The organism is Bacillus sp. 166amftsu (genome assembly GCF_900107445.1).
Taxonomy (GTDB): Bacteria; Bacillota; Bacilli; order Bacillales; family Bacillaceae_G; genus Bacillus_A; species Bacillus_A arachidis.
This window is the reverse complement of sequence record NZ_FNQA01000002.1, coordinates 475,583-496,892: the sequence shown is the minus strand read 5'-3', so window position 1 is coordinate 496,892 and position 21,310 is coordinate 475,583. Positions and strand designations below refer to the sequence as shown.

At 35.0% G+C, this 21,310-nt stretch carries 18 protein-coding genes and 3 pseudogenes; 8 read left to right on the top strand and 13 right to left on the bottom strand.

Annotated elements, in window-relative coordinates; translation table 11 throughout:
- Positions 1 to 30 precede the first annotated feature (30 nt).
- The 5 genes and pseudogenes from BLV40_RS09300 to BLV40_RS29205 form a co-directional block, all read right to left on the bottom strand.
- A complete protein-coding gene (locus BLV40_RS09300; protein WP_090689220.1) occupies positions 31 to 1,791 on the bottom strand; it encodes a sigma 54-interacting transcriptional regulator in 1,761 nt (586 codons plus the stop codon).
- 107 nt (positions 1,792 to 1,898) lie between these two features.
- Positions 1,899 to 2,807, bottom strand: a complete 909-nt coding sequence (prpB, locus tag BLV40_RS09295; protein ID WP_026590775.1) for a methylisocitrate lyase — start codon at positions 2,805 to 2,807, stop codon at positions 1,899 to 1,901.
- Between the two features lie 16 nt (positions 2,808 to 2,823).
- Positions 2,824 to 4,260: a 2-methylcitrate dehydratase gene (gene prpD, locus BLV40_RS09290; protein ID WP_026590774.1), complete on the bottom strand. Its 1,437-nt coding sequence runs from the start codon at positions 4,258 to 4,260 to the stop codon at positions 2,824 to 2,826.
- Between the two features lie 98 nt (positions 4,261 to 4,358).
- Positions 4,359 to 5,477, bottom strand: coding sequence for a citrate synthase (mmgD, locus tag BLV40_RS09285; RefSeq protein ID WP_035414621.1), 1,119 nt, complete (start codon positions 5,475 to 5,477; stop codon positions 4,359 to 4,361).
- Positions 5,478 to 5,898: 421 nt separating this feature from the next.
- Positions 5,899 to 5,997: pseudogene (locus tag BLV40_RS29205) on the bottom strand (cytoplasmic protein); the annotation flags it as partial.
- A gap of 156 nt (positions 5,998 to 6,153) precedes the next feature.
- Here BLV40_RS29205 and BLV40_RS09280 point away from each other — a divergent pair.
- Positions 6,154 to 6,432: a hypothetical protein gene (locus BLV40_RS09280; protein WP_026590772.1), complete on the top strand. Its 279-nt coding sequence runs from the start codon at positions 6,154 to 6,156 to the stop codon at positions 6,430 to 6,432.
- A gap of 95 nt (positions 6,433 to 6,527) precedes the next feature.
- On the opposite strand, the gene BLV40_RS09275 is transcribed toward BLV40_RS09280, so the two are convergent.
- The 3 genes and pseudogenes from BLV40_RS09275 to BLV40_RS09265 form a co-directional block, all read right to left on the bottom strand.
- Positions 6,528 to 9,092 carry a PBP1A family penicillin-binding protein gene (locus BLV40_RS09275; RefSeq protein WP_090689216.1) on the bottom strand — a complete coding sequence of 855 codons (2,565 nt, stop codon included), beginning with the start codon at positions 9,090 to 9,092 and terminating at the stop codon, positions 6,528 to 6,530.
- Positions 9,093 to 10,142: 1,050 nt separating this feature from the next.
- Positions 10,143 to 11,097, bottom strand: a pseudogene (locus BLV40_RS09270) (RNA-guided endonuclease TnpB family protein).
- A 480-nt stretch (positions 11,098 to 11,577) separates the two neighbouring features.
- Positions 11,578 to 12,231 carry a DUF6944 family repetitive protein gene (locus BLV40_RS09265; protein ID WP_026594352.1) on the bottom strand — a complete coding sequence of 218 codons (654 nt, stop codon included), beginning with the start codon at positions 12,229 to 12,231 and terminating at the stop codon, positions 11,578 to 11,580.
- A gap of 1,355 nt (positions 12,232 to 13,586) precedes the next feature.
- Here BLV40_RS09265 and BLV40_RS09260 point away from each other — a divergent pair.
- The 6 genes and pseudogenes from BLV40_RS09260 to BLV40_RS09235 all read left to right on the top strand — a co-directional run bounded on the left by BLV40_RS09260 (position 13,587) and on the right by BLV40_RS09235 (position 16,929).
- Positions 13,587 to 14,201 carry a pesticidal protein gene (locus tag BLV40_RS09260; protein ID WP_090689213.1) on the top strand — a complete coding sequence of 205 codons (615 nt, stop codon included), beginning with the start codon at positions 13,587 to 13,589 and terminating at the stop codon, positions 14,199 to 14,201.
- Positions 14,202 to 14,816: 615 nt separating this feature from the next.
- Entirely contained in the window at positions 14,817 to 15,230 is a 414-nt protein-coding gene (locus BLV40_RS09255; protein ID WP_090689209.1) for an excalibur calcium-binding domain-containing protein, read from the top strand.
- 57 nt (positions 15,231 to 15,287) lie between these two features.
- Positions 15,288 to 15,908, top strand: coding sequence for a class D sortase (locus tag BLV40_RS09250; protein ID WP_026594349.1), 621 nt, complete (start codon positions 15,288 to 15,290; stop codon positions 15,906 to 15,908).
- 16 nt (positions 15,909 to 15,924) lie between these two features.
- Positions 15,925 to 16,200 (top strand): annotated as a pseudogene (locus tag BLV40_RS09245) (tyrosine-type recombinase/integrase); the annotation flags it as partial.
- 73 nt (positions 16,201 to 16,273) lie between these two features.
- A complete protein-coding gene (locus tag BLV40_RS09240; protein ID WP_026594348.1) occupies positions 16,274 to 16,588 on the top strand; it encodes a thioredoxin family protein in 315 nt (104 codons plus the stop codon).
- Between the two features lie 179 nt (positions 16,589 to 16,767).
- Positions 16,768 to 16,929, top strand: a complete 162-nt coding sequence (locus tag BLV40_RS09235; protein ID WP_090689992.1) for a DUF4176 domain-containing protein — start codon at positions 16,768 to 16,770, stop codon at positions 16,927 to 16,929.
- A gap of 32 nt (positions 16,930 to 16,961) precedes the next feature.
- Here BLV40_RS09235 and BLV40_RS09230 read toward each other — a convergent pair whose 3' ends face one another.
- A complete protein-coding gene (locus tag BLV40_RS09230; protein WP_090689206.1) occupies positions 16,962 to 17,744 on the bottom strand; it encodes a hypothetical protein in 783 nt (260 codons plus the stop codon).
- Between the two features lie 218 nt (positions 17,745 to 17,962).
- On the opposite strand from BLV40_RS09230, the gene BLV40_RS09225 reads away from it, so the two are divergent.
- Entirely contained in the window at positions 17,963 to 18,844 is an 882-nt protein-coding gene (locus BLV40_RS09225) for a cation diffusion facilitator family transporter (protein ID WP_139265509.1), read from the top strand.
- Here BLV40_RS09225 and BLV40_RS09220 read toward each other — a convergent pair.
- The 4 genes from BLV40_RS09220 to BLV40_RS09205 all read right to left on the bottom strand — a co-directional run bounded on the left by BLV40_RS09220 (position 18,831) and on the right by BLV40_RS09205 (position 21,298).
- Positions 18,831 to 19,466 carry a phosphatase PAP2 family protein gene (locus tag BLV40_RS09220; RefSeq protein WP_026594345.1) on the bottom strand — a complete coding sequence of 212 codons (636 nt, stop codon included), beginning with the start codon at positions 19,464 to 19,466 and terminating at the stop codon, positions 18,831 to 18,833. The two genes, BLV40_RS09225 and BLV40_RS09220, sit on opposite strands and share 14 nt — an antisense overlap.
- Before the next feature lie 82 nt (positions 19,467 to 19,548).
- Positions 19,549 to 20,304 (bottom strand): sporulation protein, encoded by a 756-nt coding sequence (locus BLV40_RS09215; protein WP_026594344.1) that lies wholly within the window; start codon positions 20,302 to 20,304, stop codon positions 19,549 to 19,551.
- Entirely contained in the window at positions 20,286 to 21,107 is an 822-nt protein-coding gene (locus BLV40_RS09210) for a serine/threonine protein kinase (protein WP_026594343.1), read from the bottom strand. Before BLV40_RS09210 ends, BLV40_RS09215 begins: the two co-directional genes overlap by 19 nt.
- Positions 21,107 to 21,298, bottom strand: a complete 192-nt coding sequence (locus BLV40_RS09205; protein WP_081811137.1) for a hypothetical protein — start codon at positions 21,296 to 21,298, stop codon at positions 21,107 to 21,109. The genes BLV40_RS09210 and BLV40_RS09205 overlap by 1 nt, the downstream gene beginning before the upstream one ends.
- Positions 21,299 to 21,310 lie beyond the last annotated feature (12 nt).

Here is a 21,310-nt window from a genome sequence, read left to right as displayed (position 1 = left end):
GACAGTTTTACATCATTTATAACAAGTTGTTTAGATTTTGAATCGTGACAATTTGTTATATAAGGTTGCCCTAGAAATTCCTAATAATGCTGCTGCTTTTGACTTATTTCCTTTTGCTTCTTTTAAAACGCGTTCAATTAGCCCTCGTTCTTCCTCTTCACGTACCACTTTCATCGCTTCTTGTTTTGCTGGTAAAGACTGAATCATAGGTACTAATTTTTTCTGCTCCATATCCCGATAATAGAATTCTTCTGGCAAATCTTTAGCTCGTATATGCGTATCATCCGATAGTGCAAATAATCTTTCTAACACATTGATCAGTTCCCTAACATTACCTGGCCAATTGTAATGGAACATTAGGCGCAATACTTCTTTATCAATTGTTTTTTCTTCAGTTCCATACATGTGACATAATTTTTGTAAATGTTCTTCAACAATAAGCGGGATATCTTGTTTTCGAAAGCGGAGCGGCGGAATATGGATCGGAATAACATGAAGACGATGGTATAAGTCCTCTCTAAATGTACCCTCTCTCACCATTTGTTTTAAATCTTTATTTGTCGCTGCAATTAGCCTAAAATCAACAGGAATTGGATGTGTGCCACCTATTTTTTCTATTTCTCTTTCCTGTAAAACACGTAATATTTTTACCTGCGTTAATAAAGACATGTCACCAATCTCATCTAAAAATAACGTTCCATGATTCGCAAGTTCAAACTTCCCTGCCTTTCCATTCTTTTTCGCACCTGTAAATGCACCTTCCGCATAGCCAAACAATTCAGACTCTAGTAAATTATCAGGAATAGCAGCACAGTTTACACTGATAAATGGACCGTTTTGGGTTATACCTGCATCATGTATAGCACGCGCAAATTGCTCTTTACCAACACCACTTTCACCAGTAATTAATACGGAGGCCTTAGACTGCGCTGCTTTTCGAGCCATTTTTTTCGTTTCAGAAATCGTCTGACTTTCTCCAAGAATATCTTCGAATCGAATTTGCTTCTTCTTCGGTTTAGAAAATGACGGTTTGACGGCACGATCTTTTTGATCAAATCTCTCTAGTATTTTATAAATATCTGAAATTCCTTCATGAATAAGCATGCCTACAGCACCGATTACTCGTCCGTTCTTCCAAATTGGCATCCGGTGTACAACTAGGTTTTGCCCTTGCAAACGATGTACTTGATTTCTTTCTGGTACTCCTGTTTTTAATACAACTGGAAGGCGTGTATTCTCAATAATATTTTCAGCACACTGTCCAATTGCTTCGTCTTTCGTTACGCCAACGAACCGGCTATACGTATCATTAAACATTTGAATAACGCCGTTTTCGTCTACAATCGCTATACCTTCATATGCCGTATCAAACGAGAGCCGTAACCATTCAATTACACGCTCTGCATCTTCTAATTTCTCTTTTATAAATTTCTGAAAAGCAAAAATCTCTCTTTGATCTATAACCCCTTCTAACATTCCATTTTTTTCATTTATCACATAAAATGGCAGGTGCTGAACCCCTTCCATTTGTTTTTTTCTCGTTCCCTTATGGAAGGAATCATCTATAATCATATGAACTGAAGTACTCACATCATTTTCTTCCTTCATCCACTGAACACAGTCTACTAATTTCGCTATACCAACCATTCTTTTCCCCTCTAGTACAGGCAGTTCATCAGTTTTTGATGCGACAAGTAGATTGATTGCCTCTGCAATCGTATTACTCATTTTCACAAATTGACAATCTTTATTCAGCCATCTTTCTACAGAGTAATCTTCTATAAAGTTCATATGTTTCCACCTCTTTTGCAAGCAATTAGGAAATAGGAAAAGGCGATGAGTCTCCACATCAAGCAGTTGTTTTTGCCAAAGATGTAATCATCATCGCCTTTTTTGTTTTATTGATCCTCAGATAAAACTGTTTTAGCAATACCGTTATCTAATTCCTCAAAATCATGATACGAAATTGTCTCATACAATTCACTTCTCGTTTGCATGTTAGATAGTCCTTCTTTTTGTGAGCCTGTTTCTTTAATAAGCGTAAATACACGCTCATATGCTTTTGCAGCAACACGAAGTGATGTAACTGGATAAATGACCATTTGGAAGCCCATATTTGCAAATTCTTCTGCACTATAATATGGCGTTTTTCCAAATTCAGTCATGTTTGCAAGTAAAGGAACATTTACTTTGCTGTTAAATAAGCGGAATTCCTCTTCAGATTGAAGCGCTTCTGGGAAAATAGCATCTGCGCCTGCTTCTACATAAGCAATCGCTCTTTCGATTGCTGCATCCAATCCTTCTACGCCGCGAGCATCTGTACGTGCCACAATAACAAGTGTTGGCGCTACTTCTTTAATCGCTTTAATCTTTTGCACTAATTCTTCAGTGGAAACAAGTTTTTTCCCGTTTAAATGTCCACATTTCTTTGGTAATTGTTGATCTTCAATTTGAACAGCAGCTACATTTGCTTCTACCATTTCTACAGCAGTTCGCGCTACATTTAACACGCCACCAAATCCTGTATCAATATCAACAAGAAGCGGCAAATCAGTTGCTCTAACAAGATCTCTTGCTCTTTCAGCTACTTCAGTAGACGTTACAATACCTAAATCCGGTAAACCCTTACTTGCTGTATAAGCAGCTCCTGATAAATAAAGAGCTGAAAATCCAGTATTTTTCGCAACAAGAGCGGCCATCGCATCATGCGCACCAGGGATTTGTAAAATTTCAGGTGCTTCTACTAAAGCTCGGAATCGATTAGCAAGCTCTTCTTGTGTCGACTGTTTATTTACAACCCAAGCCATTCATATTCCCCCTATTTTATATTAAGAAAAGATCTACGAATTCATTTACATTCATATTTTCTAATTTTTCTTCATTCAGACACGCTTCATGAATTTTTTCTTGTTGTTTACTTGAATAATGTACAGCCATATTTGCAGAGAACTTTTGAACAACTTTTGGAATTGCTTCATCTCTGCGGAAACGATGACCTAATGGATATTCACACTCTACGTTTTCTGTTACTGTGCCATCTTTAAAATGAACTTGAACAGCGTTGGCGATTGAGCGCTTGTTCGGATCAAGGTAATCTAAACTGTATTGTTTATTTTCAACAACAACCATCTTATTTCTTAATTCATCTACACGAGGATCAAAAGCTGCTTCATCTTCATAGTCATCCGCAACGATATCACCTTTTAATAAACCAATTGCAGTAATGTATTGTAAGCAATGATCGCGGTCAGCTGGATTATTTAACGGACCTTCTTTATCTATAATACGAACTGCTGATTCATGTGTCGTAATTGTAATACGATCAATTTCTTCTAATCGTTCTTTCACTTCTGGATGTAATTTTACTGCGCACTCTGCAGCCGTTTGAGCATGGAATTCTGCTGGGTATGATACTTTAAACAATACATTTTCCATTACATAAGAATCTAAAGGTCTTGCTAATTTTAGTTCTTGTTTATTAAATAATACATCTTGGAATCCCCATCCTGGCGCAGATAATGCTGTTGGGTAACCCATCTCACCTTTTAATGCAGTAAGTGCAAGATGAACACCACGGCTTGTTGCATCTCCAGCTGCCCAAGATTTACGAGAACCTGTATTTGGAGCATGACGGTATGTACGAAGACTAGAGTTATCAATCCAAGCATGAGACAATGCGTTGAAGATTTCTTCACGTGTACCACCAAGCATTTTTGTAACAACTGCTGTTGTTGCTACTTTTACGTACAGTACATGGTCAAGACCAACGCGGTTTAAACTATTCTCTAGCGCGAGTACACCTTGAATTTCATGTGCTTTAATCATCATTTCAAGTACATCTCTTACTTTTAATGGTTCTTTTCCTTCAGAAATACGTACGCGGCTTATATAATCTGCAACAGCTAAAATGCCACCTAGGTTATCTGATGGATGTCCCCATTCTGCTGCAAGCCATGTATCGTTGTAGTCTAGCCAACGAATCATACATCCAATATTAAAAGCGCCTTTTACTGGATCGAGTACAAATGAAGTTCCTGGTACACGTGTACCATTTGGCACAACTGTTCCTGGTACAACTGGCCCTAGTAATTTCGTACACTCTGGATATTGTAATGCTAAAATTCCACACCCAAGCGTATCAAGTAACACATAGCGTGCAGTACTGAATGCTTCTGAACTCGTCACCTCTTTGTTTAATACATAATCCGTAATCTCTTCTAAAATTGCATCTTTTTGTTTAATTTCATTTGTTTTAATCACGCTATTCTTTCCTTTCTGTCGAAAATTCGTTATTATTAAGAATGGGTGTCGGTCAAACACCCACCTGGCGGGCGGCCTTAACAACTCCCCAGTTGTTTTTATTTGCTAAGCACATGTCGCTCGCCGATATAATTTACACGTGGGCGGAACAAGCGATTATTTGTATGCTGCTCAATCACATGCGCACATAGGCCAACTGTTCTAGAACTGAAAAAGATTGGTGTATATAGTTGAATTGGAATACCTAACATCCAATAAACTGGAGCTGCATAATAATCTAGATTCGGATAAATCCCTTTTTCTTTCTCCATAATCTTTTCTCCAGCTTCACACATTTCATATAGTGTATAATCGCCTTTTACATCACATAACTGTTTTAAAGCTTCTTTCATCATTAAAGCTCTTGGATCTATCTTCTTCATGTAAACGCGATGTCCAAATCCCATGATTTTTTCTTTGTTATGCAGCTTTTTTTGCAGTAACTCTTCAAATTTCTCAACATTTCCTGCTTCTAACAGCATATACATAACAGCTTCATTCGCTCCGCCATGTAGGCTTCCTTTTAAAGAGGCAACTGCACCTGTTAAAGCACCGTATAGATCCGATTGTGTAGATGCGATAACGCGTGCTGTAAATGTAGAGTTCGGCATTTCATGTTCACTATATAAAACAAGGGAGCGGTCGAAGATTTTCTCTTCAAGCTCAGTTGGTTTTTTACCAGTTAACATGTAGAAGAAATTCGCACTATAGGATAACTCCTGAAGTGGCTCAATTGGCTCTTCATTATTTAAAATATGATAACTGTTCGCAACAATATTTGGCACTTTGCTCAGCAGTTTATAACCACGGGCTTTGTTTACTTCTAGCGAACGATTTTCAATATCATTATCGTAACCAGCAAGTGCAGATACGCCTGTACGTAACCCATCCATCGGATGCGTTTCTTTTGGCAATGCTTTTAAAACATTAAATACACCTTCTGGCACTTCATATTCTTCCTTCAATTTCTTTTCAATCGTCTTCTTTTCATCCTCATTTGGTAGATGTTCTTCTAGTAGAAGGTGCACAATGTCTAAATACCCTTTTGTCTTTGATAATTCAATTAAGTCATATCCTTGAATAACAATTTCACCTTTGACTGTGTCAAGAAACGAAATTTTCGTCTCCGCTGCGACTATACCATCTAATCCCGGGGAAAATTTTTCTTCAGCTTTCATTATCATTTCCTCCAATCCTAATAGATCTTCGTGCACATAACTGTAAGCCTTTACAATATCGTGAAACTACATTTCTATTTCAATGTATCAGAGTTTTTAGAACATTTCAATTTATTTTATAATGATAAGTTTCCTATACTTTTCCTACTGTAACAAAACTGTTTTTTAAGAATAACGTTGAAGTTTTCACTAAAAGATTTCATAAATTTCTTTTTTCTTTTGAACCGAAATATATTAATTTTAAATAAACTCTTATATAAATCTAGTAAAATAAACCATTTATTTTCATATGCCTATTATCTTTTTTAAACACAGAAAAAAGCGAGTTGTATCAATCATCAACTCGCCTACACATATTTTATATACTGATATTAATACAATATAATTTTGATATAAAAATTTTTTATTTTTAATAAATTTATTATTTTACATCATTAAATTCAATTTCCTCCATTTCCAAATGATATACAACTAAATCGAAATCTTGAAAATACCAAATAGCATTCCTATCGATGAAAAATTCACTACCTGTGATAGATTAATTTAGTCTTACGACTTTGTGCCTAATTCTAAAACATAGGCCTTACTTATTACACTTAATCGTTCCTAAATACGCACCTTTACAACAACTAAAAGAATATACTGCGGTATAGCGCACTTTAGGGGTGATTCTTTTATGTATCTATTTCCTTCAAGAATTACTGTTGCAGCTCCTGTGTCTCCTTCTGTTCATCTAGCTCCCGTTCATGCAGCAGCTTCTGATATCGGAATTGAACTTCCTGCAGCTTGGCAGCAATATCCACCTGCTGAAACACCTTCTTTTTGGTATCATGGAGCTCCTCCTAGTAGCCTTGGTCATACTTATCCAGTCACTTCTTCATATGCTGGACCGCAAATTTTTTATCATTTTCCATCTATTTATTTCCAAAACTTTCACGGCACTTTTAATATTTAAAAAGCATGTAAAAACCCCTAAGTTACCAATTAATACGGTATCTTAGGGGTTTTTATTACACTTTTATTCAAAATGAATTTTAACGAGCATTCGATTTATTGACCATCATTTTGATTTGCACTTGTCTCGCCTTGACTATTTCCAGTGCTCGGTGGATTTGTACTCACTTGTCCGTCACCATTTCCGTTTCCATTACTTGGTGGTGTCGTTCCACCTTGGTTATTTCCGTTTCCATTACTTGGTGGTGTCGTTCCACCTTGGTTATTTCCGTTTCCATTACTTGGTGGTGTCGTTCCACCTTGGTTATTTCCGTTTCCATTACTTGGTGGTGTCGTTCCACCTTGGTTATTTCCGCTTCCATTACTTGGTGGTGTCGTTCCACCTTGGTTATTTCCGCTTCCATTACTTGGTGGTGTCGTTCCACCTTGGTTATTTCCGCTTCCATTACTTGGTGGTGTCGTTCCACCTTGGTTATTTCCATCCCCACTACTTGGCGGAATGGTGTTACCTTGGCCATTCTGATCATTGTTCTCATTTTCTTCATTTTGTTTTTGCTCTTGTTTCTTTTTCTCTTCCTCTATTTGTTGTTTCTGCTGCTCATCATTTTTCTTCTGTCCGCCTGAATTTGAATTTGAGTTTGACGTGCTCGAATTTGGAGAAGAATCTCGTTTTGCACCTTTCACACGTAATTCATCACCTTCTTGAACAACACTACTTGGCATCTTAAAATGTGACGTGTTTGTTCCGAACTTGCTCATCATCTCTTTAAAAATCTGCTGTGCAATTTTCGTATTTTTACTACTTATATAATCTTCAGGACCATTTTTCATATATCCAGTCCACACTGCCATTGTATATTGCGGCGTATAACCAGCAAACCAACTATCGCGTGTCGCACTATCTGGTAGACCATATTTTGCTATATCACCGGATGAAAAGTTAGTTGTTCCTGTTTTACCTGCAACATCTAAAGAACTTACATTTGCTGCTGTACCTGTGCCAGAACGAACAACAGAACGTAGCATATCCGTTACCATATACGCTGTATAATCTTCCATGACACGTTTTGATTTTGATTCAAAACTTTTTGATTTCCCATCAGGATAAACTACTTTTTTAACAAAATGCGGTTTCGTATATTTACCATCATTACCAAATGCCGCATATGCTCCTGCGATTTCAGTTGGTGACGCCTCGTTGGTTCCAATTGCATCTGCCTCAACTGCCGATTTTTCAAATGGAATACCCAAATTTTCTGCAAAACTTTGCGATTTACTTAAACCAACTTCTTTTGCTGTTTTAATTGCAGGTATATTACGTGATTGTTTAAGCGCCTCACGCATTGTCATCATACCCTTATATGTTCTATCAGCATTTCGAACCTCTTGTCCTGTTGAATATTTATATGGTGAATCATCAAGCTGGTGGTAAGTTGGCCATTTTAAATATTCAATTGCTGGACCATAGTCAAAGATTGGCTTCATTGTTGAACCCACTGAACGATCTAGTTCAATTGCCATATTACGCCCTTTAAATGTCGCTTTATTTTCACCACGTCCACTACCTATAGCACGAACTTCACCTGTCTTCGTGTCCATAAACGTAAACGCACCTTGGAATTGATCATTCGGATAGCTAATAACCTTTTCATTTAAAAGCTTCTCTGCATATTTCTGAGCTTCTTGATCTAATGTTGTGTAAATAGATAATCCATCAGATCCAATATTTGCATCTGGTAATTCATTCTCTACTTCTTTCACAACAGCGTCTATAAATGCTGGATACGGCATTTCTGTAATTTCTTTAGGTGGAAGGAGTCCTTCAGTTACAGGAACCTTTGATGCTTCTTCCATTTCTTTCTTTGAAATGTAGCCATGACGATTCATTAAATGTAATACAACATTTCGACGCTCTGTTGCTCTCGCTACATTTTGCGGTTTTGTTGGGTCATATATACTTGGACCTTTTGGCAATCCTGCAAGCATCGCAACCTCTGGTAAAGTTAAGTCTTTTAACTCTTTTCCATAATAGTTTTCAGCTGCTGTTGCAATACCATAAGAACGATTTCCTAAGTTAATCTTATTTAAATACATTTCTAATATTTCATGTTTCGAATATTGTTGCTCTAACTTATGAGCTAAATATATCTCTTGCACCTTTCGCTTAGGCGTTTTATCCATAGATAAGAAATAGTTTTTAATAACCTGTTGTGTAATTGTACTACCACCTTGCGAGCCATAGTTCCCAGTTAGGCTGACTAAAATCGCACGCGAAGTACCCTTGAAATCAACTCCATTATGATCATAAAAACGTGCATCTTCTGTAGCTAAAAATGCATCTTCTACTAATTTAGGTACTTGCTCATACGTAATATTTGTTCGTTTTTCTTTTCCATATTCATATATCAGGTTTTTATCTTTATCATAGATTTTTGCTGATTGCGCATTAACAAGCTTTGATTTTTCAAGTTTAGGGGCATCTTTAATCATAACGAAAAAAGTTGTTACTCCCCCAATGAGCGCTACGATTCCAAGTATTAAGCATCCGATTAAAAATTTACGAAAAAACGATGTTTTACCTTTCGTTTTTTCTTTATGAGCACTTGGTTGCTTCTTTTGTACTTGTCTTCGCTCCTCTCGAGAACGATAATTTTCTGACATGTTACTTTCTCCTGCCTTTCAATTCTTCCGTTGATTTACGCGAAAATAAAACCAACATATTGATTTCACCTCAACAAATAAGCTTAATTTTTAAAAAGTTGTCACTCCAAAACAGGCTCCAAAAACAATATTCATTATTCCCTTAATTTTCGCCCTCTCAACTAATTAGCCGAGTTGAAATAACCACTTTCTCTCTGTCTCTCTAATAATACTTGCATATAACACATAGAATAGAAGAGATTAACTTTCAAATTACTTATTTGCATAAGTTAATTAGAAAATCCTAAACAACAAAATATATGACCTTGTATAAATAATATACTTTTTTTTCATTTGGTCAAACCTCTCTATTGAAATAACTATTACTAGCAGATTAATAGTGAAATAAAAATATCACAACAATATGAATTTCATGTGAACTCACAACAAACTAAGATATTACAAAAAATGGTATTCAGTCGATATTACCATCCTTCATAGAAATACCCACAATATGTTTGTCCATTATTTCTCTCCTCCTTTTGTCATATCATATATAAATATATAGACCGATACTTCTAGAATGAATTGTATATAAGAGAAATCAATCAACATAAGTGTTTATTTTACTGGTTCTATCTAACAATTTATCAATTAGTAAATCAAAACAACTTACTACTATACTTATAGTAGTAAGTATCTATACTAAATATTGGTAATATTCAATACAAATATTATCAATTAACTATATAACACAACTATGTTACATTAATACCACGGTTACTATTATCGTTAAATCCTTGCTCCCTTCAAGGATTTAACATACTCTCCTAATCTAATATGTATCATAGAAAAAAGAATCTGTTACAGATTCTTTTTTCTATGATACACCGTTAAGTACACGACCACTTAAACGACCATAACAGGAAAGCAGAAAAACACACTATAATACCTCCATGATTCTTTTCAATTTCTACAACAGTACAGTTCTTGAACTACCCCCACTTAACAGTCTAACAAACTGTTTGAAGTGGGGGATTCCTACGAACACCAAAGTATCCCTCAGCTTTATTAGTAGGCAATCCCCATAGTCCCTACGGTTAGAAGCCTTAAGGCCTCTTTTCTCAAATTTTGTCCTGCGTTGACATCTCTATCGTGATGCATACCACAAGAAAGACACTTCCATTCACGCAACTCTAGATCTTTCACGTCTTTGTTTTTGTTGCCACAATGCGAACAAAGTTGAGAGCTGGCGAATGTTTTGGATACCACGATAACTTGTTTTCCATACCACTCTGCTTTATACACAAGCATCACTCTGAATTGTGACCAAGATACTTCTTGAATTGCTTTCGCGAGCTTATGATTCTGTAACATATTGGATACTTGCAAATCTTCTATCCCAATCACATCGTGATTTTTGATGATCATCGTAGATAGTTTTTGTAAGTAATCAGTTCTTGCATTTGTGATTCGTTCATGTATACAAGCCACTTTGATTCGCTGTTTATGCCAGTTCGCTCCACCTTTTGTACGACGAGATAAAATATGTTCCACTTGGATTCCTTCTGACAGTAGCGCACAAAATACGTCCTTCTACCTCACGACTTTTGGCAAACGTGACAAGGCCAAGTTTCGGTAACTTTATTTTATTCCCTACAATCGCGATGTTCCCATTTGTGTGCTTCGTTGTATATGATTGAACCTTATTGTTTTTTGACTTAAACCGAGGTGCTTTGTTTTGTTTGTTGAAGAATCGTGAATACGAGTCAGCGAGGTTGTAAAGAGAAGATTGAAGAGCCGTGCTGTCCACTTCTTTGAGCCATACAAATTCTTTTTTGAGGGCAGGTAGTTGCGAAGAACAAGTGCCATAGGTGAATCCTTTCCCTGTTTCTTTATATCTATCATTCCATTTTGCTAAAAAATAATTGAATACAAAACGAGAACAACCCATTGTTTTCGCGATACGTATTTTTTGTTCTGCATTAGGATAGATCCGGAACTTATACGCTTTATGGACGAGCACCACTTTCCACCTCACTTTCTATTTTAGTTTTTCTACATGCTTTTTTCATGATATGCATGCGAACGATATCGGAATATATTCAAAAATACTTCTCTCGTATCATTTCTTCTTTTTTGTCGAAAATCCTCTGCCACCCTTAAAAAATGTATACATATTATGGAAAGACTTTTATAATGGAACAATTCCTTCTATGTAAGAATACTTCTTCCTGCATCAGTTCTCTTCTATAGGAATGAACGAATCCCGATACCCCATCCTAACTCTTCCACAAGGAGAAATATTAGGATTTTACCTAACCGCCATTCATCTCCCACCTACTCATTGAACCATGTCCTACCCATTCTTTGAGGTGGGAGTTTTCTGTCGGCAAATGATAAAAACTGACGAAGATTCCCCATTAAAGTCCTTGTCCTATCTTAAAAGAGAAAGAAATATTCCCTTTCACTCATATGAGTTTTCTCAATAATCAAAATTTATAAATTATTCCTCTATCATTTGTGTGATTCCAATTGCTGAAATTGCTGTACCAATTGCTTGTATCCAAATACCAATTAGTCCAACTAATCTCTCATCTTCTTTTTCCCGATCATTTTTCTCAACCATTTGTTTTTCTTTCGATAGATTGTGTATACCTTGATATGCTTGTAATCCAGCCCCTAGCGTCTGTAATGAATTCCCCACTACAATCAACCATGGAATTTTGGGTTCTTCATTTAGTGCCACTTCCACCCCTACAAATGCACCAATAGACTGCAGACTATTTCCTGTAATAATGAGATAATCATTCTCTTTTGTTTTCTTGTGTATATTAAAAAAGGTTCCTATTACATTTGAAATATTCCCTAAAATCAGTAATTCAATCCCTGTTTTCTCCAAAGTTTTATTTTTTTCGTGCAATTGGTCCTCTTTACTGAGTTTATCCTCTTCTATGTGTAATCCTTGTTGTTCAGAGGCATCTTTTAACGCTACCAATTGTAGTATATATCCAAGAGCTTGTAATGATCCACCTACAATTACAAGTGGTTCCTCAACATTTTTCTCTCCTATAAACCCCCTCGTAGTTCCAATAGCAGCTATCGTATTTCCTCCTACTTGAAACCATGCTCCTGTAACCGTTAAATTTCTTGAACTCATATTGTTCATCCACCTATATTAGACTCATTTTATTTATCACGGATTCACAAATCATAATATCTTTCAGTAAATCGAAAATATTTCCCTCAATCGTTTGAAGCTCCCAAATCTATATTTTCTCACAAGAAAAATGTCTTCCCTACATTTCCCCATTATATTTTAATACATTTCATTTTGTGCATGAAATGACTTACCTAAACTTCTCTCTTATGTATTTCAAATTAAAAAGAGCACTCAAAAGTGCTCTTTTCGTGATAAGGAGTTTTCAATGAGTATGAAAAAAGCGATTTACGCTTGTCCCATACTTCTATATATGCTTATCCTACTCAAAAGGTGTACGATTTATAGAATTAATAATATACTCTACGTAGGAACTAGATTTTGAACCACCTAATATTAACAGACTTTTCAAATCCTCTATCTTTTCAAAAAAGTATAGTAGCAACAGATCCGTCAAGTGTATCTCAACTTTCGTTAATCCTACCACCAATCTTCCATGACTGAGAGAATCCTTACATTTTATTTACCCATAACATATACTTGTTTCCTTAAAATAGATATTGCATTAATACAGTAACCCATTAAGTTACTTTCTCCATCCCCCTGAACCAAGCCGTTAGCGTTTGCTAGCTGCTCTTTTATTGGTAACAATTACCGTTGTATCTAATCAGGTTACAGTTTATCATGTAATAGCTCGATAAAAACGAGTAGTTATACCCATCGCCCTAGGAAGCTAGGGCCTTGTTTTTTTCTACAAAATGAAATTGATGTTTAGGATTCTTTTTCTCCATTACCATCTAGTCATTCGCGATTCTCACGTAAATTCACCTCTCATTTGCTCCTTCCATTCAAATAACTATTTTGTTTCAATTTATACATAGTTTATATATAATTCAGACACATTTAACATGATAAGCTTTTGAAAATTAATGGTATGATTAATTTGTTGAAAACGACACGTTTCGACAAATACAAAATAACCTCCCTTACCTCTGAATCCCTGCCCCCTGTTCCGCAGGGATTCTTATAATTTACGGTTTCTTCTCAGGTTACATTTTGTTAAGTCTTTACTATTTTTATAAATTCGTTTTTTACCTCTTACCTTTACTTAGAAGCATTTGTTTAGTTTGCAGTTTTGTTTGCAAACTTGTTAGCACTTTTTTATATTTCTTCTGCTAAAAACCTCCATTGTATTTCTTCTATTACTCATCACTCCCACTGCCATTATGACGCAAATCATCAATTAAATTATGGGATTTTTAAAATTTAATATCCTTTTAAAACAAAAAATAGTTATATATTGGAATTCCCATCATATATCTGTCTTATGTTCTATATAGAAGGGACTGTTAAAAATGGGGAATAATCACTTTCATAATGTGTTTGCTGTGAAACAAGAACATTTGGGACAAGTTCTTAAATTAAAGAAATTCTTTGAAGAATTAGATATGGATTTTAATGATTTCGCTGATCCTCGCACTCTAGTCAACGTGCTAGAATCAAATCGTAATATAAACTTTTTGGATTCGTCACAGGAAGCAATCATCGGCGGAGAAGCACTTCAAATTTCAGAATTGATTGAGAAAATTAGCAATCTGATTATTAAAGATATATTAGCATTTCCTACTTATCGTTGGGGAGAAAATATAAACCAAGATATTGTGAGTCAGGTGAACGATGCTATTACTAACATGTTTATTAATTTAAATAAACAAGATGCTGAACCATGGATCTTCTGGTATAACAATGGGAGTGTTTTTCCAAGATATACTTATAATATTTTAATCGCTATAGATACTCAGGAAAAAGACTATCTTACAGACGTTTTAGCCTGTAGTTTTGATGTTTTGGTTGTAAAAAAAACGAAACAGGAAGTTTGTTCTTTCACAGTTAATGATAGTGCACAATGCCTTATAATGATGAAACATATGCTTGTTGGGATAAAATTTGAAGATGTTTATCCCTCATAACCCCCGCCCCTTTACCTATAAGTAAAGGGGCGGTTATTTTTTTGCTACACTCTTATATACTTTGAATCACATAAACCTTTGTGAAGATTGATGTTCGTTCCTGAAATCCAAACAACACCTGATGCTTTGTAAACTTTATCGATTTTACATACATCATCTCGTAGCCAATTGTTCTCAGCAATCTTATACCAAAAAGTAAGAGCCATCATGATGCCAAATTAGGTAAACATGGTTACTTCCCTTTAAGACTTGTCTCATAATAGCTGCAGCTAACGATGAATTTTCGCGAACATCAACAACTTCTATTGTTATACTACCTAAATTGTTATTTTCCCAATCACAGGTACATGTCCTCTCTCAGTGTACTTTCAAATATTACAAGGGTAATTCGGTTTACGTGAAGTTTGCTTTTTTCTTTATTTCAGCATAGAGGAATATTCGTTCTAAAGATAATAAAAAACATAGAATACTTTGATTTGCTTTCATAATAAAAGAAATTCTCTCCATGTTAAAATAGGAAAATATTACATTTTAAATTAATTTATATTGTCTTTCCGATTTTTAAAATGTAAAATATTTAATATAAATACATAATTTAGGTAAAGGGAGATATACATGAAAAAGCTATTAGTTTCAGCAACAGCATTCACACTTTTAACTGTAGGGTATAACTCATCTGTATTTGCAGCTCAGAACCCAAATGACAAAGATTGCGGTCAATTCAAAAATAATCAAGAAGTAATGGAGTTTTGGCACAGTAATGGGTATAACGCGAATAACGATCCCCATGATTTAGATCGTGATAATGATGGATTACCTTGTGAAGTAAACAACGGGGAATATGATCGATTTGTGGCTAGCAAACAAACTCCAATAAAAAAAGAAACAAACAATAACGAAGTTACAAAAAAACAAGCTGAGAAATTACCAAATACAGCTTCTAATAATATGACAATGATGCTTGTAAGTGCTGGTCTAATATTATTAGGTTCAATTTTTGTATTCCGTCGTAAAAAGACGGATGCATAGAATAATACCTAAAAAAGACAGGGATATTCCTGTCTTTTTTAATATGGAGTGATACATTTGAAAAAGCTTGAATGGTTCGGTATATTATTGATTACTATTGGCTCTTTTTCTTTCGTTTATTACTTTATTACTTGGTATGATTCAACAAAAACTGTTGAAACTTTAACAGGTACTGAGATTAAGAAGTATCAAAGTATAAATAACCTAACTGATCATAAGCAAACATTACTAGAACCCGAGAAACACTTTCCCTCTTCTCAAGTGCAACACCAACAAGGAGAACAAATCGCATATATGGTAATCCCGAAAATCAAACGAAAATATCAAGTTTACTGGGGTGCTGATGACAAAACATTGAAAAAAGGCGTTGGAATGTTCGTTAGTGACATTACATCACCCCCTTCTGGAAATGGACATACTGTACTAAGTGGTCATCGGGATACAGTATTTACCGATTTAGGAGATTTACAAGAAAATGATTATATTTTACTTGAATACGATAACAAGATATACGCTTATCAAATTCGGAAACACTGGATTACCGACGCCAATGATATGAGTGTAATCGTTGCAAAAGATAAACCAACACTTACATTAACCACATGTTACCCATTCAACTATATTGGGGATGCTCCTAATCGATACATAATTGAATCATCTTTGGTTGCTGTTCAATAATTCGGAAAAACATAAAAATGGTAACCCCTGCAATTTCAGAAGTTTGACACAGCTCTGGAAAAAGATTATAAAGAAAAGTGAGGTTCCTTATATTCGGTTCCATGATCTGAGACATAATCATTCAACTATCATGTTAAAACAAGGGATTCATCCGAAATTTGTAAGTGAACGATTAGGACACAAAATAGTAGGCATCACATTGGACACCTACTCGCATGTTGTACCGGGACTTCAAGAAACTGCGGTGGATCAATTTGCAAACGAATTATTCGGAAAGAAAAACGTTTGTTAAAAGTTTTCGTTTTTTAGCAAAAACACCACCTGAATTATTCCAAATACAAAAAATGAAAAAGGAGCAACAAAACATGAAAGAAATCAAGAGTGAAAAGGAATTCAAAGACATTATCGCAAGCGAGGAGCCAGTAGTTGTTAAGTTCTTTACTACATGGTGCCCAGATTGTGTACGTATGGACAACTTTATCGGGGATGTAATGGAAGAGTTCAATAAATTTGAATGGTATTCTATAAATAAAGATGAATTCCCAAGTATTGCAGAAGAGTATCAAGTAATGGGAATTCCTAGCTTATTAGTGTATCAAAATGGTGAAAAACTTGGTCATTTACATAGTGCAAATGCAAAAACAGAAGAGCAAGTTACTGAGTTTTTAGAAGCATACTAATTCAAACAAACTATTTAGGTAATAAAATGAAACTTTAATCAGTGGGGCATCACCTCCCATTGATTATTAATTGAACGAATCATGCTTTTACTGGCCGTTTTATTCCCTACCTTACTACTTTGCTTTCGTTGCATTTTAAGGCAGGGTCTTATAATGCGGGATAAACAACATTTCCTTAGATAGGCAGAAAACAAAAACAATCTAATCGGAAAAATCGGGATTATGTCGGTTGTCTTTATCCTTATGGTAACCTTTCAAAAGATTATAATGTTTTTTTCGATCATATACAAATTGAAGAAGTTTTATTTACTGGATATGAAAATAAAGAAGAACTCATATAAATTTTTAAAGAGGACGCAAAGGTGCGTCCTCTTTAATTTATCTTTCTACCGAAAAATGTAAAAACAAAAACATCTTTTGTCCATTTTCCCTTCCCATACATATATAATACAAACCCACTAATACTGGTTAATACAACAAGGACAGAAAAATATATCCAATTTTTGTTGTTTTCACTCTTTAATCTATCTATGATTTGTTCCTTAGTATTTCCAATATAAACAGATTTCCCATATCTATTAGGTAATTCTTTTATTATTTTTCCATCTACTGACCCAAGCACAACTACATTTTCTTTATTTTCTACTGCTCTAAATGAATAAAAACGTTTTTTTCCATCTGCTAACTTTGTAGCATTCGCCTGAATATCATTTATTCTTGTTGAAATTACATTCTGACTATTTAATTCTATAAAGGGTGTTTCAAGAGACACATTTTCTTTATTTATTAATTTTAATTCTTTATTTCCAATATGTATTGGTTCATTATAAAAAGCTGTCACTTGACCGTTACTCCATAAAGAACGATTTGGTGCAGAAGTCTGTGTATAGTATGTCGTTTTTTTCTTTTGAATACGATTCACTACCGCATACCCATCAGCAAGTAATGTTTCATCTCCTGTTACAGGTTCAGAATATATCTTCCCTCTTACAAAGTAAATACCATCTGCAACTTCTTTATCACTTGAAATCATCTTGAAATCACCGAGTTCGTCCCAGAGTAAAAAACTATTTAAACTCTTATACCCATAAAAAACACATACAATTAATAAAATTGTAAACAATACCCCTATTTTAACTGTTGCCTTTTTATTCACTAATTGCTATTCCCCCATATATTACTAATATTCTCATCTTAATTATAATCAGAAATATTTTTGATGTATATATATTAATCTTTTTGCCCTAAGCTAACTTTGTTATCCCCTACTTAAAAAGCTATAAAGCGTCAACAATGTTTGTATAGACCCACACGAGTTCCGTTTGATACTCTATTACTAGAAAGAAATTCCTAACAGAAAGGTGAGTGATCGTTATGAATTCACTTTCTAATAAAGAAGCTGATAAAGGAGCCATTGTCAGCATTATTGCCTACATATTTTTAGCGTCACTAAAAATCGCAATTAGCTATATTGCTCTTTCCAGTGCATTACGTGCAGACGGTTTAAATAATTTAACAGATATCGGTGCTTCTATAGCTGTATTAATCGGTTTAAAAATTTCTCGAAAACCTCGTGATCCGGATCATCCATATGGTCATTCTCGTGCAGAACAAATTGCTTCACTTGTCGCCTCCTTTATTATGGCAACGGTCGGACTTGAAGTTATCGTAAGTGCAATTCAATCGTTTTTCACTCCACAGAAAACGGCGCCTAATGTACTTGCAGCTTGGGTTGCCTTATTTTGTGCTGTCGTCATGTACAGTGTGTATAAATATAATAATAAAATTGCGCAGCGCACAAAAAGTAAAGCACTAGAAGCCGCAGCAAAAGATAATTTATCCGATGCTCTCGTTAGTATAGGTACAGTTGTCGGTATTGTAGCATCACAGTTCGACATGCCTATCCTCGATCCAATTGCAGCCTTAATTGTCGGCTTTATTATTTGTAAAACCGCGTGGGAGATTTTTACAGAAGCCTCTCATATGTTAACCGATGGCATCGATCCGGATAAAATGGAAGAATATTCACATGCTGTCAAGCTCGTTTCTGGTGTTGAAAATATTGTTGATATTCGTGCACGTATGTATGGGAACCAAACGTATGTGGATATTACGATTGAAGTAGATGCTCATATGGACGTGAGTAAAAGCCATCATATTACCGATGAAATTGAAGAAATGTTAGAAGAAAGATTTGGAATTTTATACACTCATATTCATGTAGAACCTACGCAAAAAGAACCTATGATGACATAGGTTCTTTTTTGATGAATGTTTGATGAAACATAATACATAAAATGAGCCAACTTCCCCCCGCTGCCCAACCCGCTAATATATCGGATGGATAATGAACACCAAGATATACGCGGCTAACAGAAATAGAAAATATAACGAAACATGTAATTAAAATAATCAACAACTTTCTATGCAATGTAATACGATGTTCCGTAATTGTTACATAAGCGATAAATCCTAGAAATGCTGTAGCATTCATCGAGTGGCCGCTTGGAAAGCTATATCCTGTAGCTGTAACAAGCTGCGATACATCTGGTCTTGGTCGTTCGTACCATAATTTTAAAAGGTTGTTAAGGTAACGAGATCCGTAATAATTAACGATTAAAAATAACGCACCTAACAACTTTTTTCGAATAAGAAAGTACATTACAACTATGATTAATAATGGGAAATATATTTTCTTTGAACCAATATAAGACATCCAGGTGAAATAAGCTGTCAAATACTCGTTCCGAAAACTTTGAATAAATTTGGAAATAACATCATCAAATTTTTCAATGCAAGCGGTATGATACGAAAGTGATAATCCGACAAAACAAATGAGAAACACAATTAACAAGTATACATGTCGATATCGTTTCACATACATAACCTCACTATATAAAAATAAGAAATGGAGCGGTTGTTTTAGTTTTCCTCTCCATTTCTTTTTTATGCATCTTTTATTAAGAAATATAACTGTTAATTTTTTGCTGCATAGCTGGGATATCTTCACGCGTTACAGTAAAACGAACGACTCTTTCATCTAAGTCTAATGCTTCTGAAAATAGTCCTGCTAGCCCACGGGCTTTTCTGTCTACTTCCATAACAATATCTAATCGATCATAGGCACGTGGTAGAATTAATAATTCCAATTCATCCAACTTTCCATAATACTGTCCTGAAACTGGAATGAACTCAAATTCTTGTGCAAATGGAATATTGGTACGTAATCGGTGTGGTAATTCTTCACATTCTGCTTGACGAAGCCTGAATCCTAATTGTTTTGCGCTATCTAACACACTGTTAAATAATGCATTCGGTAACACCTGAATGTAATCGCGATCACTCGGATCAATACTCCGCTTAATATCAAGACCTGTATGAACCCAAACATTTTTCATTCCAAATGTAAGCGGCGCTTCAATTGGCATTGGGAATGAAAATGGAATTTCCACTTTTTCATTTGGAGATATCGTAATCGGATCGGTTAAACGTACTCGTTCTAAATCGAATGTAGCGCTTACTTTTTTATCATCTACTTCTCGTATATACGACGTCGTTAATGTTAAGTAAATGCTTTCAATTTGTTGACTAACTGCTCCACCTGTAATGTGAACTACACCTACAATTTCTTCTCCTACTAAATATTCTTCTTTTTCAAGAACTGTATCTACTTTCGCGCTTCCTACTCCAATGCTCGCTAAAAACTTTTGAAACATGTATCTCCCATCCTTTCTAATACATGGCGTACATCTTCTCTAACTTCTTGTATATTTTCATAATAAGGAGACTTCATCCGCAACATTCGCATAATAATTTCACAGTTTTCTTTCATTATCTGCAACTCTTCATACCATGGCCTTTCTTCTTCTACAGTAGATTCATAGCCAGAGTATAATAAAAATAATGTAAAGTGACCTAGTGCATAAAAATCACTACGATAATGAACCTCTCGCATATAGGCTTGTTCCCCTTCATAGGTAGATGCCCGTTCATCGATTTCTTCTATAAATTTAGCTAATCCAAAATCGATAATGCTGATTTGTCCCTCTTTCATTAAAATGTTTGGAATTCGTAAGTCTCGATGAATAATACCTTTACTATGAAAATAAGAAACAATCTCAAGTACCTTATATAAAATATGAAAAGCTTCTTGCTCTTCATATACATGTCCATCTCTAAAAATGAAGTCTTCGAAATTCTTACCCGACATGTACTCCATTACAAAAAACGGCTGTTTTTTCCATATAAAACTATCATATAAGCTCGGTATTGCTGGATGATTTAACTGCTCTAAAATTGTTTGCTCTTGCGCAAACGACCTTCTACCTGACTTATACCTTTGCTTACTTTGTCTTAATTGTTTTAAAACTTTTTTCTCTTTCGTTTCTAAATCATAAACGATATATGTAAAACCATAGCTACCCATTCCAATTACTGATTCAATTTTATAGCGTTGTGAGACAATTGTATCATTGTGCAGCGGCCTATCAAACCAAGCAAGTATATCACGCCACTTCATCAACTACTTGAAAAAAAGCTACGACTTTTGTGTTTTCTTTTATAATGCTGATGTCCATAGCCATGGGGATTTCTCCTCTTATTATAATCGCTACTTGAATACGAGCGACCTCTATGACGATAATCACTACTTGAGTAGGAACGATGTCTATTCTTCTTTCCTAGTAAAGAATCAATAATTTTTTTGAACATCCCTTCACCTCT

Coding starts and splice junctions, on each gene's coding strand:
- BLV40_RS09215 (WP_026594344.1), bottom strand. CDS start 20,304: ATGTTTCAAAAGTTTTTAGCGAGCATTGGAGTAGGAAGCGCGAAAGTA.
- BLV40_RS09265 (WP_026594352.1), bottom strand. CDS start 12,231: ATGAGTTCAAGAAATTTAACGGTTACAGGAGCATGGTTTCAAGTAGGA.
- BLV40_RS09275 (WP_090689216.1), bottom strand. CDS start 9,092: ATGTCAGAAAATTATCGTTCTCGAGAGGAGCGAAGACAAGTACAAAAG.
- prpB (WP_026590775.1), bottom strand. CDS start 2,807: ATGGCTTGGGTTGTAAATAAACAGTCGACACAAGAAGAGCTTGCTAAT.
- mmgD (WP_035414621.1), bottom strand. CDS start 5,477: ATGAAAGCTGAAGAAAAATTTTCCCCGGGATTAGATGGTATAGTCGCA.
- BLV40_RS09225 (WP_139265509.1), top strand. CDS start 17,963: ATGAATTCACTTTCTAATAAAGAAGCTGATAAAGGAGCCATTGTCAGC.
- BLV40_RS09240 (WP_026594348.1), top strand. CDS start 16,274: ATGAAAGAAATCAAGAGTGAAAAGGAATTCAAAGACATTATCGCAAGC.
- BLV40_RS09210 (WP_026594343.1), bottom strand. CDS start 21,107: ATGAAGTGGCGTGATATACTTGCTTGGTTTGATAGGCCGCTGCACAAT.
- BLV40_RS09260 (WP_090689213.1), top strand. CDS start 13,587: ATGGGGAATAATCACTTTCATAATGTGTTTGCTGTGAAACAAGAACAT.
- BLV40_RS09300 (WP_090689220.1), bottom strand. CDS start 1,791: ATGAACTTTATAGAAGATTACTCTGTAGAAAGATGGCTGAATAAAGAT.
- BLV40_RS09280 (WP_026590772.1), top strand. CDS start 6,154: ATGTATCTATTTCCTTCAAGAATTACTGTTGCAGCTCCTGTGTCTCCT.
- BLV40_RS09255 (WP_090689209.1), top strand. CDS start 14,817: ATGAAAAAGCTATTAGTTTCAGCAACAGCATTCACACTTTTAACTGTA.
- BLV40_RS09205 (WP_081811137.1), bottom strand. CDS start 21,298: ATGTTCAAAAAAATTATTGATTCTTTACTAGGAAAGAAGAATAGACAT.